Source organism: Bartonella sp. CL100XZDX (assembly GCF_042195375.1).
GTDB lineage: Bacteria > Pseudomonadota > Alphaproteobacteria > Rhizobiales > Rhizobiaceae > Bartonella.
In genome coordinates, this window is record NZ_JBHIOH010000002.1 from 1 (window position 1) to 15301 (window position 15301).

Genomic DNA, 15301 nt, shown 5'->3' on the forward strand with positions numbered 1-15301 from the left:
CCTTACAGTGAATACGATAGGCCTCATTAATGCGTTCAATATGTCCTTCAACGCATAACCGATCGCTATCAAAATGGGTGGTAGAGAAAAACTGTTCAACCATAACAGGGAGATAGCGATAAGTGAGATCCGAGTTTTTAGCCACCATGGTGGCGAATCGAACTGAAAACTGATGCAAGGCTTCGAGTAACAAGCCCTGTTTCAAATAGTTATGGGCTAACTCCCAGTGAGAAATATCGATTTGCCCGCAAGCACGCATCGGTGTGATTAAGGTGATACTCTGACATATACCCAAGAAATTTGGCTCGGTGTGATGCTTTATAGCCATAATTGGGAGACCTTTTTATATTTTTCTCTTAAATCCTTTGATGATAAACTGAAGGAATGAGTGCTAAACCGCGCTTGATAGTGCGCGAGAAGTATAGGCATACGACAAACGAAAAAAGCCAACAATCCCAGCTCAGGAGAAGCCCGATGTTTGCTCATGATGCTTGCAATTAGAAAATCGACATTGGGTTGCAGTCCTGTATTGTCCGAAATAGATCGCACAAGCGAACTGAAGGGGCACATAGGCACCTGAAAGCGTAAAAAAAAGAAATCAACCCGGACATCCCGTTGCATAATCAGATGACCAAACCCTAGCCAGGGTTTGTCTTTGCAATAATGCGTTACCGCCACCTCAAGATTCTCGATTTCAATCTCATGGAGGACACTAGAAAGTCGCATGAAAGCATATTTGCAGGCTCCCATATGCGCGGGGCCAGTGGCACAAAACCCACCGATTAGTGCAGAAATGACGTCGCTCTTGGTACTGGCAATAAATCTTACCGTGGTGGTTGTGGGTGTCACAATACCAAACCCGCCCAGCAGTAGAGACATGCACCGGCAAAGCATATCAATATCCCAGTCGGAAGAAGCTTCCTTGCTATTTAATGCTAACCAAAAAGCACGCTCAAAGGTATTGCAATTTTCGATCTCCGGCAAATCGGAAAACTGTTGGGAAGAGCGCGCCAATGCAATAATCCACGGCACCAGCAAGATAATTTTAAGACAATCACCGTCGCTTACGGCAGCCATGACCTTACCCTGAGCCGCAGAAACCTCAACTTGCGATAATAACATCATAAATCGCTGCGTTAAACTCAAAGATGGCAATACATTGATCAGTTGATGCATCGCCTGCAGTTTGGCTGTAGGGTTCGTCTTTTGCAGTTCGGCGTTAGCATTCTGAATCAGCCGATCCATCTGTTCTTCATTAAGAAGGTTGCCGGTCAGTGCAAACCATGCGTTCTGCAAATAACGGTTTTCATCGGCAATATCAATCAAATTACATCCACGAATAAACAATGCGTTATTATCTAAATCATAATTATCAATAACATCATCTGACATGATTCACCCCTGCTGCTCCGGTGACACGCTATAAAACCTGATGTTGATATTTATCGTATGCGAATTCCCTGATACAATTTCATTACACAAATTATCAAGTTGCATTACAGGACTCCCTTGCGTCATAAACTAGCAGGCATTTCCCTCTGGATGAGAAAAGCAAATCGCTATATTCGACGAGGGTGAGATTAATACGCCCGCGCTTTTTCATATAAGCTTCATAAATATCCGGCAAATGATAGATTTCCTCAGTTAGTTCGGACAAATCAAGGTCGTGAAATACTTCGCAGCAGATTTTAATATCCATAATCTCTTGTCTATCCGCGGATAAAGACAATACAATTTGAACAATTACATCGGGCAACCGTCGATTAATAATTTTGAATATTTTTTCATGGCTAATCAAATTTCCCATGAAATTAAAATCAATAGCATTGCGTTTAATACCTTCAAAATAGAGGTCACCATTTTCAACGGATAATGTGCCCATATCGCCCACGGAGTATCTGATAAATTTGCGCGAGGCATCGGGATCCAGCGATGTCACCAGCAGCCCTCTCTTATCTTCATATTCAAAGAAAAAATCATCGCTGAAGAGCAGGTACCGATTAAGCCGCCCTTCGGCGGACATACCAATGAAACCGCACTCCGACAAACCATATAAACCAATTATCCGCAGATCGGCGCCCAGCATCTCGCGCAGATAGTTTTCATGCACGCTCAGCATCGATTCACCAGTAAAGACCACTTTTTTAATTGCCAGTGGAACCCCAAGGCTGAGCATGGCTTCAACGAACTGAACGATGGTGCTGGGCACACCAAACAGTACCGAGAGCCGTATTTCAGCCAGAAACTCGAAATGACTCTTCAGCAGCAGAGCAATATTGCCAACCGGCACAACATGGGCACGGCAATTTTTTAAAATTTCACACGCCAAGTAGTGTAAAGATGAAAACAGATTAATCGTAAACAGGTTGCCAACAACATCCCCTGGGGGAAAAACCTGCCGCGCGCGCAGGTTACGAATTAAATTGCGCTCTGATGAGCTGATCCCTTCCTTACAGAATTTTAAACGAACGTTGGCCATTTTCATCGCCCCAGTGATGCCACTTGTAGCACTAATCAGCATCGGTAAGTGTTCACCCGCAGAGTCCACTTGAGTCAAAGAACCACTATCACCAGTGGTCGAATAAACGCGTGTACTTATCCTAACCAAATCGCGGAAAGCAATGTAATCGAGTGCATGGCAGCCAGTTATTGCCGTTATACGTGGTTGCATTTTTGCATACATTTCAGCACAGAAATAATCCATGATAACTCAGACCTTTTTAATGAAAATTGCACAACCCAGAGCTGCTAGACCTTCTCCACGTGTCACTGTCCAGCTCATCTCACTAAGATCGCAGCCGTATAAAAGATCGGTGATACCGGCTAATGTAAATTTTTCTTCTGTGGACATAGCTGCCACACCGCATTCACGACGTGATTGGTTAAAAATACCCAGTGCTGTTTCTTCTGAATCAGCCAGGGGGTCGTGGATGATAATACGACCGCCGCGATCTAAAACACAGCACAACTCCTGTAATCCTTTTTTAGGTTCAGCCCAGTGATGAATTACGGAACGGGCATAAATCATTGAAAAGGAGTTATCGGGAAACGGTAAATTGCTGACACTGGCTTCAATGATGTTGAATGCATGCTGGTATTTTAACTCGGTACATTTTTTAACACAAAACTGAACCATACGGGGATCGATATCAACCCCGTAAAAGGAATAGTCTGTGAGTTTTTGGGAGCGGTAAAGTTTGAAAAGCATGTGGCCAGTTCCCATGCCAATATCGAGAATTTTTTTCTTCGCAGAAGTAACACCAGATGCTTCTTCCAGAATTCTTTCCATCAAATATGCATTCCACGGTGATGTACCTTCAGTAGCATACCTTTCATAGTACTCAGAGGTGATATTTACCAGTAAATCATTCATCACATATTTCTCTAAATGAAGCTAGTTATGGCATTGCCATAAACTCGTTAAAAACTAACTGGGTATAGAAACGGTTACGTCCTCATATAAGAGGTCATCTAAAATAATTGATTGCAAACATGCATCCAGCAAAACAACGGTTATCACAGATTGACAAAGATAATAGCAGTTACAAATAAACGTCATCCCTTTAAACACAAATGTATTCCCAACGTACCGAAAAACACATCGCGTCCTGTCATGTTCAACTAAAAAGTAATCATTTATATCAAAAGTACACGCCGAGATGGCGCATAATGCCTTATACAAGCTCTCCATGCAGCTAAATATTGTGGTGCATAGCCGATTATCCAGCACCTGCCCTGCTGGAAAGTCCGCGCATTTTTCACAGTAATCTAGCATAAATGGCCTCGGTAGTTTTTTTTTCTCAATAAATTCGATATCAACCCCGACAGACTGAATCTGCGGATCATTATTAAGCAACATAATACTTTTACTCCGTCCATGGCTCACAGAACTGTGTGACATCTTTACATCTGGCAAAATCCGTTTAAATATATCGATAAAAAGTACCTTCGCCATTTCACGGTGCAATATCATTCTCGATGTACGTCTCGTCGATACAGGCAAATAACGATGAAGCCTATCAATAGCTAAAAAATAGGTATAAAAAGAATGGCTCACAATGCACAGATAATTGTTTGCACGGCGATTAACATACACTCTGCTCATACCATGAGCTTTATCTACACGGTACATTTTACTTTCCCTGTATTTGTCGTGGCAATTTTTCTGATATTTACTTTAAATGCATACTGATACCATTTATCAGTCAATAGTTTAGTAACGACTTTAACCTGCTCACTATTTGCCGACATATCAAGGTTGAGATAAAGATCGCCGTTCTGTGCTTTTGAAAAGTAATGCCTTAAACATCCGGCATACTTAATAATGTCATTTGAGATCAGTTGAACTGGGATAAACTTACCATTGTGTTTAAATTCATTAACGGCTCTGGCTATCCAGTAATAGCATTCGGATTCATCTTTAACAAACAGGTCGCCGGAATCAAACCATTCATCACGCGGCTTTAATTGCAAGGAACTATCAACATAACCATCACACGCGAAAGGCGTTTTATAAAACATACGGCGCACTGAATCAGAAGCATCCGCCCGATCAATGGGGCGCAAATCAATTTTTATATCACTCACCAGAACCTTACCCGGTGCCACAACGCCATATTTACTGGTTCTTTCAATATCGCGTAGCGAGCAGATCTTATTATGAAACAAGCGCGGTCCGGATTCGGTTTGACCGAAGTTATTCCATAACGTCGTACATGATGAGAGGATACCCGATGCTTGTACGGTGAGCAAACGGTCGGATGCATTCAAGATATTTTGCACATGGATTCGGCTTTTGGTAAAAATGTCGCTTACTGCCAGCATCCAGTCACCGATTAAAGGCAAGTTGGTAATGCTATAGTGCGAAACGAGTTCACCAATATTACTTATTTGAAATTTTTCAAATACCAGTTTGCTATCCGATAAGAAGGCACATAGCATAGTAGAGAGACCATACATATACTGCACCGGGAAATAACACAATGAGCAATCTTCATTACTTAGTCCAAGAGATTGGCTCACCGCGAGGGCATTCTCAATCAGAATATTTTCATGATATTGAATCAACTTGGGTTTACTGGTTGTTCCGGAGGTACAAAAATAGAAATGCGCGCACGGATATGCTGTAAAATCAGCCAGATTTTCGTTCACAGTTGAAAGACAGTGATCAAACGCGATATTAATCCGGTGACTGATGATATTAATATCCCTGACTTCATGGCTCATTACAACAGCCGCAATGCAATCGGCATCAACCAGTATATCAACAATGTCTAAATCATGAATACTGACGATCCAAGCTTTCAATTTTAGCACAGACGCAACAAAATAGCTGATCAGACCTTCGAAATTATTTCTAATCACAAAAACAAACAGCTTATTTTGCTCCTCTTGCGGGCGATCACGACAATATCTAACTACAGTATCTGCACACCCTTTTGTCATCATGCTGACATCCTCTGCCGAATAATGACTGTGATGATAAATCACTTGCCAGTTTCTTTCTAATAAGGAATATATTGTTAGCATGTGGTGTCCCTTACAGATATTGTGGATTCCCTAAAACCAAGCTGCTTGCGCCACCACCCATACCAAATGAGTTTTTCAATGCGTATTTAAGCGGTCGGTACTGATGCTCCCTCACAAGCGCAATACCAGCGGGCAATTGAGGATCAATTTCATCACAATTCAAAATTTTGGGCAAAACATTGTTCCGAAAAGAAACCAGTACACACAAAATTTCCATCGCACCGGCAGCAGCAATCAGATGCCCGTGCCAAGATTTTGTCGCCACAATCGCTGGGTTGTGCGCGCCAAAAACCGTTCTGATTGCACTGGCTTCATGCTGATCATTTTGTACTGTCGATGTCCCATGTGTATTCACAAAATCAATAGCGGTACGGTCAACACCCGCATGTTCGATGGCTCGCTCCATCGACAGTTGCATTTCGAGATCATCTTTATGCGGCGCTACAATATGCTGTGCGCAAAGTGCACCGCCGTAACCCAATAAATAGGCCAACGGCTCACGCTGCCGCGCCAGTACGTTAGATAATTTTTCAATAACGAACAGACCTGCGCCCTCCGCTAAAACAAATCCGCTGCGATGCCGGTCAAAAGGCCGCGAACGCCGTGGTCCACAGTAGTTTTGATCAGTCGATATCACTCCCATCTCTTCTAATCGCGCAAGATTCAGCGGGGTGACTTTCGCAGAAACACCGCCGCAAATCGCCGCTTTAACTTCACCATTGCGGATGGCTCGCATCGCGAGGCCGATACTTTGCGTTGATGCAGAACAAAGGCCTAGAAGGGCAAAGCTGAGGCCCGCAAACGGGATAATTTCATGTATCGTTTTTAGAACCGCGGTTGTATCGAGATCAAAAAACTCATCAATTTTAAAATGTTCTAGCGCGACATCGACCAAGCATTGCTTATCCGCGTCGGCGGGAACCTTGTCCGCAAAACCGATACACTTTTCAATATCGATTGCCGATTCATCAACCCCTACAATACAGCCAATATCTTCTGCTGTATAATATTCCTGCAAATGCAGTCGCTCATACAGTCTCTTTGCTGCTAAACCCGCATAAAAAAGCTCGCCGTTTCTGAAAGCTTTTTTCTTAGGCCAGCGTAGCAACTCATTACCTTCTATAGGAATCCCAGCTTCATGAGTTTGAAAATACTGGTGATCAAATTTTTTAATCTTCCGTATACCACTTTTCTCACGCATAAAACAGGCGTGAATTTCATCCAATTGGCTGCCTAATGGCGTAACGGCCCCATATGCACTAATACATAATGTATCTGCATCAAAATGGGTATTCATTGTAAAGCTCCCCTCAGTGTTTAATTATCCAAATATTTCCGATACCATAATTGATACCCGCACCAGTCAGCATAACCCGAGCCCCCGAAGGAATAGCAGGATCATTAAGACAGCATAAAATATCCAGTATGTTATTGAGTTTTCCAGTGTACCCAGTTTTAGATTTATAGTTAACAACCGGTATCCTTGGAAAAAATTTCTCTAGCGCTGAATATTCAGCTATTTGTTGCGTACGAATACCGTTGTTATAACTAACAATAACATCAGGTTCCCCCTGTTGTGTTCGTTGTTTACTCAACAGGCTTTCCCAGTCCCGTTCTTCAAAACTGACTTTAGGGCAATAATGAATAGTCACAGAGATTAATTCAGCTAGCGCATCGCAACTGTTATTGTCTAAAGACATCACCGCCGCCCCCCAACTGGGGATAATACCAGAAATATCTTTATCACTTTGTCGAATTTCACCGAATTTTTTAAAGACAGTCAGACTATCGAAGCTCAGCATATTTGCTGCACTAACAACCATCGCTCGCTCTTTTGCAATTATATTGGCGATATCAGCATAAGCCAATTTCAATGCAACTAGGCCACTTAATGATGCGGCACGTAACGGCGTCCCTTCCTCATGATCAAGTAACAATTTTGAGATGTGATACAACACATTTGTTGGCAACAATCGCAACGTATTCAGAGGATTATTTATCTCCTTATACTGCTGGATATGCTTCCAGACTGAACCATCGTCTTTATATTTACGGCAAATTTCAAAAAGCAAGTCAAAGCTGCGATCTTCGCTATCGCATGCAGTATATAGAAAAGCTTTTGCATGCTCCGCTAGACAATCTTTACTTTGAAAATCTATCAGCGCATTAATTACTATTTTTGACATATCATTCAGCACTGAGCGGTCTTCTCTGCTGACCAGCTTCTTGTCTATCATAGACGGTGTCAAAACATGGTAATAGTCTATATCACAAGGATTAATCTCACCCCCAGCGCTGAGCAGCTGGTTCAGCGCTGCACTATTAGGCGCGAATTGCTGATACACGCCATAGTTTTTTATATAGACCCTTTCCGTCATGCTAGTTGTGCTTTAAAACTGATATACGCTGGTTGATATAGTTCAGCGTGAAATAGGAGTAGAGTTCTTTAAACTGGATTTTCTTATCAATCGATTCATATTCTTTTAACCCCAGCAGGTCATTGATTTTAGCAACACCTTCGCTAGTCCACTCTTTGGTGTCAAATGAGTAAAGTGCTTCTGTAGTGGCCCATTTATTTACCGGCCAAAGGCTTTCAGGACTAACATCAACCTTGAAGTGCTTTTTTAACTCGAAGGCAAAATCAATATAATCAATCGAAGTCATTCCGTAATCAGAGAATAGCGACTTGTGTGGATCAAGCTCTTCTGACTCATCAAGATACATGACATCTTTAAAAATCTGGCTAATTGTTGTAATATACATTAGATAATCCCCTCACCATTCCCTATCGTTAATGAAACGCCTGTAGTAATAATTTTACCGTTAATAAACGCATTGACAGCATTCGCAACATCTTCGGCAGCCAACATTTTCCTCATTGGGATGGTTTTTTCTATGCTAGCAATACTTCTTCCTTCTTTCGCACAATAGTCCTGAAGCATCTTTGTCTTGATATAACCAGGGCTTACGCACAGCGTTCTGATATTGAATCGGCCCATTTCCAGTGCAATGCCGGAGAGATATCTTTCCATGGCTGCCTTCGTCGAGCCATATAAAGAGTTACCCACTCTGATTTTTTTTGCGGCCACCGAACTGATAAACACCAGCTTGGTCTCATTTTCTTTATACTGCTTCATCGTTTTGACTACCATATTGAAAATCAGCACGGCTGACAGATAGTTAAGACGAGTGATGGCGTTAATATTTTCGGGTTCCAGCTCATCGCACAAACATGCTGGGTTATAACCAGCACAGTAGATAGCTATCTCAATTCTAACATTTTCTAAGGCAGCACAAAACTGCACGACGTCTTGCTCAGATGTCAAATCCAAGCGAACTGGCAAGACAGCACTTTGGTACCGATGCTTCATATCACTAACGGCGGTTTCATTACTGAACCATGTAAAAACTACGAAATAACCACCATTAATTAGTGAATCTATGACATTCCGCGCTATCTCAGCAGTCCCTGCGACTACCAGCGCCAACGATTTTTCATTATATGCAGGATTATTTACGATATCGACAAAACTATGACTCATGCCTCCCCCTTATATTTAAACATGCTATAAATTTTCCAGCACAGAATTACCCTTGATAAAACATAATCCCAATGAAACTATATAGACGAGGATATCTGCTTACTTTCGCAGTACCACCTAAATTAATTAAAAGCAACTGCTTTTAATTAAAAAATTACCAGTACCTAAAGGCCAAAATTGTCATGATCCTCCCGAGTATATTGCAGCCCCGAATAAAGCTGCAAATCTGGATCAAACAGCTAGCTATGCCCGCTCTTCAACCAAGTTTGGTCATAACTAAAAGAAAAAGTCTCTTTGCCTCTGCCAGATGCAGCATAAAGCTGCCCCATGCGACATGGGACTTCCATGCCAGCCTAATGCGCCCAGATTTCTATCGCTTTTTGTTTTGACGCTTGCATTAATCTCTCTTGGGCACGCAGCGTTTCGTGTGCAGCAGGCCAGAATCCTGCAAACTGCGTCCCAGCGGATCGTTCCCTTCTAACAACAATAAATCTTTTCCAACCGTAAACAAGCATTATCGTTATCATTGACGGGGGTATTTTCATTGTTGTTTTGTAAATGACTCTCTTTCATAGTTCCTTCTTTTGAGAAAGTAATACGTTATTAAAATCGGTTCCTTTTGGAGCTTGCATCATAAAGACCTCAAAGCCATGGCTATAGGCACGCGCAGCGAGGTTAAAACCTGCTTTACGACCCGCATCATCGCCGTCCATTGCGATTGTCAGACGTCCTTTTGTAGGGGGTAAATTCACACGCATCATACCACTGGTTGAAAGAGACGCCCATAAATTAACGGGCTCTGATAACAACCCAGACAAAAGAGCCAGACCGGTTTCAATGCCTTCACAAATGACCAGATGTTTTGCATTGGCTTGACTTAAATGCACCGCGCCACCCGTTACAGATCCTAACATGGCTTTTGCTGGTTTCTGATCTGTTTTGCAGCCATTGGCTTGTAAAAAGGTTCTATGAATGGCAAAAGAGCCAGCACCCTTAACAAGAGCAACCAACGCGGGCAAAGCACTTTTAGAAGGGTGTGGACATTTGCTATGAAAGCGTAAATCAGTAGGCAAATCACATGTAATACCCCGCATACGTAAATAGGTTTCTGCTAAAGTATTTTCGATTGGTTTGCTTTGTTGCCAAATTGCTTTTGCTCTCTCTGCTTTCTTTTTTGCTCGTTTGAGATCAGCACAAAACTGTTTGGAGAAAGAAAGCGTATGATCATAAGCTTGTTTTCCAAGCAAGCCAATTCTAATGAGCGCTTGTATGATCTCTCTAAAAGAACAACCGGCATAACAATAGAGTAAAGAGACGCCCATCATGTCTATTGGCAAGGGATAAACTAGGTAGCCTATCATCATGAGCAGGGCAACGGGTCCATAACGCCCACGCCAAACCCTCGGCACAGCACGTGTAATGCCCTGCACATTCGTAAAAGAACACATCATTTAAAATCCTATAACGTTGCGTCATAGGACAGATTGTGCACTCTCTAGGGTGATGAGCTTGAGAAAGCCTTGTCCGTCCTTACGTGACAAGGTTTTCTTTTTATGCTGCGTCGCTTTGACGTTGCTGTTTCGCTTGCTCGATTACATTGATAAGATCCGATTGTAACCAACGCGATAAAAAACCAAATTTTAAAGGTTTTGGGAGAGAGCCATTAGTTACATGACGGCGGAATGTTGAGACACTCATATGAAGCAGTTTTGCACTTTCACGGTCTGTTAAAAGAATATCATTTTCTGTCATACTAAAATCCTTTCAAAAGTAAAAAAATGAGAACAAATCATAACTATTTATTAACCACATTTTGGTTCATTTTTGAAGGTATTTTATTTATAGAAAACAATATTTTATCATACAATTTCTTATGTGAGACGTGATGAAGCTTATTGAGAAAGAATGAGAGAAAAGAGAGCTAAAGTTATCCACAGATAATGGGGTTATGCACCCCATATCTTAAGATTGACCAGTGACATAAGCCGCCCATTTATCCATGTAGACACGGCGCTGTTCTAGATAATCAGTCCGACGATAGGCACGCTCTACTTTACCGCCGACCGTATGACTTAGAATGGTTTCAGCGACCTCATAGGGGGCATCGGTTGTTTCAGCGAGCCAATTGCGTAAACTAGAGCGAAAACCATGGGGGCAGGCTTCAATTTTATTTTTTCTCATATACGTAGCCATACATTTCTCAGCGAGGGGACCACGACCTCTAGCAGAAAAAAAGAAATCATTACGAGAAAGCCCGCGTGCTTGTTTTAGAATTTCTAATGCTTCTGTTGATAGAGGCACGCGAAATTCTGTTGTAGCATCACGCCTTCCTTTCATATTCTCAGCAGGAATGGTCCATATATCCTCCTCAACTTGATCTTTATGAATATGACGTAAAGGATTGGTACGAACGCCTGTCAGAATAAGCAAACGCAAAGCCAGTTGTGTTATGGTTGATGCTTCACAGAGTGTTTTATAAAAAGCCGGAACCTCTCTCCAATCCATGGCTGGTAAATTTTGCGTTTTATGACGTTGTTTACCTAAGAGAGCACGTGCTTTTTCTGTTGCTTGTAAATCAACATTCAAACCCAAAGCAGCCGCATGTTTGAGACAAAGATTGAGACGAATAAGAGCTCTATTAGCTGTTCCAGCTTTTGTATGCCAAATAGGAGCAAGCGTATTGCGTATCTCTGTTTGTGTAATCTCAGAAACGGGAAGACAGCCTAGTTTAGGGAGAATATGAAGGCGTAATGGTAAAAACCAATCCCCATCTTTACCATCATTTTTTAATTCAGCTTTACGACTTTCAAAAGCATCCAACGCGATATCTTTTAAATAATGGAGATTACTTATTGCCTCACACTTTTGTTTTTCACGTTCTTTAATAGGGGCACGACCTTCACGAAGAACAGAACGCCACCCAGTTGCCAATTCACGAGCTTGTTTTAAAGAAACATCTCTCAAGGCACCCAAGCCCATTTCACGGCGCCGCCCATGAATGGTACAACGGTAAATCCATTGAGCACTTCCATCTTTACACTTATGAAGTAACAAGCCGGCACCATCATTATATTTGCCAGCTCGTGGGTGTTGCGACAGCCCTTGCATTAAGACGGTTCATAAGAACCATTTTTAGTCCTTTCTTATATAAATTTTATCCACACACTCATCCCACTTGTTATGTGCAAATAGTGGTTTTGATTGATTCAAGATAAACAGATTTGAAATGAGAGAATCTTACGTTATTCGGGACTCTCACTCAACATATAAAACAGTGAATTATCATTATAAATCAATGTATTGTACGATGATGGAGAGGTTTTTAACACAAAGATCATGGAAGGAGGGATACAAAATCTTTATGTAGAAGAGGATCTAAACGATTATAGCAGTTTTGCATTTGATACGAAGGTCTTTTCTGGTGGAGAGCAACACATTTTAGCGGGGGGAATCGCGATTGGCATTCTTTTACAAGGGAATGCTTTCCAAGCAATAGATTTAGGAGGCTATGTAAAGGATTTAATAATTAGAGATCAAGCACAATCGTGGTTACATTTTGGTGCAACATTAGAAGGAAGCACTATGATTCATGATTCTGGACGGATTTATCTTTATGCTGGTGCTGAGCGATCTCGTACTGAAGTAGAAACAATTGTTTTAAATGACAAAGATACCACATTATACTCTATTGCTTCCAAGATGGACGGTGAAAGTTCTTTGATTGAGGATTTAAGCGGGAATGGACGCGTTATTTTTACTTCTACTGTGTTTAATCTACATTATTCTAAACTTGAGGTCGGTAATCTTTCAGGTAATTTACATTTTAGGTTTAATACTAATTTTGTAGAACAGCGCGGTGATTATCTTCTGATAAAAAGAGGAGCAGGTCATCAACACCATAAGCGTTATCGATTCTGGTGTTGAAATGACCAATTCTCTTCTACAAAATCAGAATTTAATTTTGGAGCTTGATTTAATTCATGATCAAAGCGGAAATGCACATTTTACTCTGATAGATTTTTGGGGTGAAGAAATAGCTACTGTTGACAATGGAGTCTACATGTACGCTCTTAAGAAAAGAGATCATAACGGTGGAAAGATTTGGTCTTTATCGACACCATCTACATCGGAAAAAATTTCTACTCCGATCTTTCCTCCCTCTCATACGAAGTTGCCTATAGCTGAATCTTTTGAGCAAGAAAAGTATGGTTCTCCTTTGGAAGATTCTATAACCAATTCTTATAAAGGTGATTTCAGTTTTTATGCAGAGGATTTCATTACTGGTACACGTGAAAAAATTTTGCAAAGCTCCGTACTTGATGACAATAGCATAGTTTATATTGCTGGTGATGGAGAAGCAGATGATTTTAAATTATCCATTAATAATACGGTTCCAGAAACTGCAACACTCTATGTTGAGACTGGTGGTTTTAGTAAGAATACAACAATTGAAAATGGTGGTTCAGAGATTGTAGGGGAACAGGGGATCTCAGAATTTACGATTATTTACGAGGGTGGAAAACAAAGAGTGGAGGGAGGAGGAACCGCATTGAGAGCTGAAATTTATGGTGGGGAGCAGCTTGTTTTCGGAAATGGTTATGTAAATGGTGGAATTGTGGGTAGCAGTGCTTATAACACGACACTTTATGGTCAAGGTGATACGCCGGGACAGCAGAATGTATATGATGATGGGATGGCTGTGGGAACAAAAGTGATGAGTGGAGGAGTACAAACTCTTGCTAAGTGGTTTCCTAATGATGATAACTTTGCAGAAAAAGCCGGCGGTTTAGCTGTAAATGCTGAAATCTTTTCAGAGGGTGTGCAGCGTGTTTTAGCAGGAGGTGAAGCAAATACAGTCATTTTACGCACTGGTGGTGTTCAAGAAGTCTATGCAGGTGGAATTGTAAAGAATCTAACGATTGAAGGTAATGCTAATTCATGGATTTCTCCTGGTGCAATATTAGGAGGAGAAATAAAAGTTCAGGATTTTGGTGGGCTCCATCTTGATGCTGGAGACGATGGTCAACAAACTATAGTAGAAAACATTGAATTAAATGGAGAAGACGCTCAATTATACTCCGTTGCTCGTGGGTTTGACGACAAAAGTACACGCATTCAGCAGTTAAGCGGTGTAGGAAAAGTCATTTTTACCTCTTTTGAAGATGATTTATATTACTCTCAGCTTTACATTGATAATCTAGCAGGGAGTCTACATTTTAACTTTAATGTTAGCCTTGCAGAAGAAAAAGGTGATTACCTCTTTATTGAGAATGGGAGTGGTTTTCATACAATAAGTGTCGTAGATTCTGGTATTGAAATTGTTGATCCTTCTTCAGCAGGACTTGATTTAATTTTTGATCAAAGTGGTGGCGCACATTTTACCCTGAGAAGCTTTTCTGGTGCAAATGTTAAAACTATTGATGGCGGAACCTATACGTATAGTTTAAAACAGAGAATTGATGAGGATGGGGGTGAAAAAGTTTGGTATTTATCTGCAGTATTTATTGATAATGTTTTATTTCTCAACAGGTTACCACGTAGTAGAAGCAGATCTGTGCGGCATTTAAATCAAAATCAATCAGTTTCTTCTCTTTCAACGATTGCAGCATCACAAGAGCATGCTATTAAATTGCCACGTCGAAGAAAAAACCGCCAAAACTTGAGTCAAAGATCTCCAGCTTTTGTTTCTCCAACTGTTTCCTCTCTTGGAAGTCACGTTATTGAAGTCTCAGGTCCAGCGAGTTCTCATCCTCTTTCTGCTGAAGAGCAACAAACTGCTGTTTCAGAATCTTCTCACTCTTTAGCCGATCAGATGATTGTGCGTCCAGTTCATAAAGAACAACCTTCTCCACAATTGAGTGNCGTCCAGTTCATAAAGAACAACCTTCTCCACAATTGAGTGAGACGCTTTCAGTTTCTCACTTTTTGACCACGCCCTCTACAGATGCGGTATTGTCTATGTCTGTAGCTCCAGCGATGGTGTTTCACAACGAAATGCAAACAGTGCGTGCAGGAAGAGGAATTCTAGATAAAAGTAAAAAGAATGCAGCTTTATGGACCTATGCGATTAAATCTAAAGAGAGTATTGCGACAGAGCATATAGATTTTAAGTTAGATCAGACAGGTATTGTTTTAGGGATCAATGGTTTAAGCGAGTGGGAAAGTGGAGAATTTTATATAGGTGGTTTTGGCAGTTATGATCGTGTCCGTGTTGCGTATGCACGGGGGGG

General features: G+C 41.3%; 11 protein-coding genes and 4 pseudogenes. 1 reads left to right on the top strand and 14 read right to left on the bottom strand.

What is annotated here, in order from left to right; translation table 11 throughout:
• The 14 genes and pseudogenes from ACFILU_RS00060 to ACFILU_RS00125 form a co-directional block, all read right to left on the bottom strand.
• Positions 1–328: pseudogene (locus ACFILU_RS00060) on the bottom strand (beta-hydroxyacyl-ACP dehydratase); the annotation flags it as partial.
• Complete coding sequence (locus ACFILU_RS00065) at positions 319–1392, bottom strand: citrate/2-methylcitrate synthase (RefSeq protein ID WP_375674288.1); 1074 nt, start codon at positions 1390–1392, stop codon at positions 319–321. The pseudogene ACFILU_RS00060 and the gene ACFILU_RS00065, both read right to left, overlap by 10 nt.
• Before the next feature lie 94 nt (positions 1393–1486).
• Positions 1487–2704: a hypothetical protein gene (locus ACFILU_RS00070; RefSeq protein WP_375674289.1), complete on the bottom strand. Its 1218-nt coding sequence runs from the start codon at positions 2702–2704 to the stop codon at positions 1487–1489.
• Positions 2705–2710: 6 nt separating this feature from the next.
• Positions 2711–3373 (bottom strand): class I SAM-dependent methyltransferase, encoded by a 663-nt coding sequence (locus ACFILU_RS00075; RefSeq protein ID WP_375674290.1) that lies wholly within the window; start codon positions 3371–3373, stop codon positions 2711–2713.
• A gap of 54 nt (positions 3374–3427) precedes the next feature.
• Complete coding sequence (locus ACFILU_RS00080; protein WP_375674291.1) at positions 3428–4132, bottom strand: hypothetical protein; 705 nt, start codon at positions 4130–4132, stop codon at positions 3428–3430.
• Positions 4120–5529, bottom strand: coding sequence for an AMP-binding protein (locus ACFILU_RS00085; RefSeq protein WP_375674292.1), 1410 nt, complete (start codon positions 5527–5529; stop codon positions 4120–4122). Before ACFILU_RS00085 ends, ACFILU_RS00080 begins: the two co-directional genes overlap by 13 nt.
• 10 nt (positions 5530–5539) lie before the next feature.
• Positions 5540–6826: a beta-ketoacyl-[acyl-carrier-protein] synthase family protein gene (locus ACFILU_RS00090; protein ID WP_375674293.1), complete on the bottom strand. Its 1287-nt coding sequence runs from the start codon at positions 6824–6826 to the stop codon at positions 5540–5542.
• 13 nt (positions 6827–6839) lie between these two features.
• Complete coding sequence (locus tag ACFILU_RS00095) at positions 6840–7907, bottom strand: hypothetical protein (RefSeq protein WP_375674294.1); 1068 nt, start codon at positions 7905–7907, stop codon at positions 6840–6842.
• A 1-nt stretch (position 7908) separates the two neighbouring features.
• Positions 7909–8292, bottom strand: coding sequence for an acyl carrier protein (locus ACFILU_RS00100; RefSeq protein WP_375674295.1), 384 nt, complete (start codon positions 8290–8292; stop codon positions 7909–7911).
• Positions 8292–9071, bottom strand: coding sequence for an SDR family oxidoreductase (locus tag ACFILU_RS00105; protein ID WP_026500244.1), 780 nt, complete (start codon positions 9069–9071; stop codon positions 8292–8294). Before ACFILU_RS00105 ends, ACFILU_RS00100 begins: the two co-directional genes overlap by 1 nt.
• Positions 9072–9424: 353 nt before the next feature.
• Complete coding sequence (locus ACFILU_RS00110; protein ID WP_162147210.1) at positions 9425–9598, bottom strand: hypothetical protein; 174 nt, start codon at positions 9596–9598, stop codon at positions 9425–9427.
• A 42-nt stretch (positions 9599–9640) separates the two neighbouring features.
• Positions 9641–10522: pseudogene (locus ACFILU_RS00115) on the bottom strand (toprim domain-containing protein).
• A gap of 100 nt (positions 10523–10622) precedes the next feature.
• Positions 10623–10823 carry an AlpA family transcriptional regulator gene (locus ACFILU_RS00120; RefSeq protein ID WP_011180791.1) on the bottom strand — a complete coding sequence of 67 codons (201 nt, stop codon included), beginning with the start codon at positions 10821–10823 and terminating at the stop codon, positions 10623–10625.
• Between the two features lie 210 nt (positions 10824–11033).
• Positions 11034–12201 (bottom strand): annotated as a pseudogene (locus ACFILU_RS00125) (tyrosine-type recombinase/integrase).
• Between the two features lie 170 nt (positions 12202–12371).
• Between ACFILU_RS00125 and ACFILU_RS00130 the strand changes: the two are divergent.
• Positions 12372–15301: pseudogene (locus ACFILU_RS00130) on the top strand (pertactin-like passenger domain-containing protein); the annotation flags it as partial.

What these genes read in the sequence shown, in the direction of transcription:
- ACFILU_RS00095 (WP_375674294.1), bottom strand. Translation starts at nt 7,907, where the DNA reads ATGACGGAAAGGGTCTATATAAAAAACTATGGCGTGTATCAGCAATTC.
- ACFILU_RS00080 (WP_375674291.1), bottom strand. Translation starts at nt 4,132, where the DNA reads ATGTACCGTGTAGATAAAGCTCATGGTATGAGCAGAGTGTATGTTAAT.
- ACFILU_RS00085 (WP_375674292.1), bottom strand. Translation starts at nt 5,529, where the DNA reads ATGCTAACAATATATTCCTTATTAGAAAGAAACTGGCAAGTGATTTAT.
- ACFILU_RS00120 (WP_011180791.1), bottom strand. Translation starts at nt 10,823, where the DNA reads ATGACAGAAAATGATATTCTTTTAACAGACCGTGAAAGTGCAAAACTG.
- ACFILU_RS00075 (WP_375674290.1), bottom strand. Translation starts at nt 3,373, where the DNA reads ATGAATGATTTACTGGTAAATATCACCTCTGAGTACTATGAAAGGTAT.
- ACFILU_RS00070 (WP_375674289.1), bottom strand. Translation starts at nt 2,704, where the DNA reads ATGGATTATTTCTGTGCTGAAATGTATGCAAAAATGCAACCACGTATA.
- ACFILU_RS00065 (WP_375674288.1), bottom strand. Translation starts at nt 1,392, where the DNA reads ATGTCAGATGATGTTATTGATAATTATGATTTAGATAATAACGCATTG.
- ACFILU_RS00110 (WP_162147210.1), bottom strand. Translation starts at nt 9,598, where the DNA reads ATGATAACGATAATGCTTGTTTACGGTTGGAAAAGATTTATTGTTGTT.
- ACFILU_RS00100 (WP_375674295.1), bottom strand. Translation starts at nt 8,292, where the DNA reads ATGTATATTACAACAATTAGCCAGATTTTTAAAGATGTCATGTATCTT.
- ACFILU_RS00090 (WP_375674293.1), bottom strand. Translation starts at nt 6,826, where the DNA reads ATGAATACCCATTTTGATGCAGATACATTATGTATTAGTGCATATGGG.
- ACFILU_RS00105 (WP_026500244.1), bottom strand. Translation starts at nt 9,071, where the DNA reads ATGAGTCATAGTTTTGTCGATATCGTAAATAATCCTGCATATAATGAA.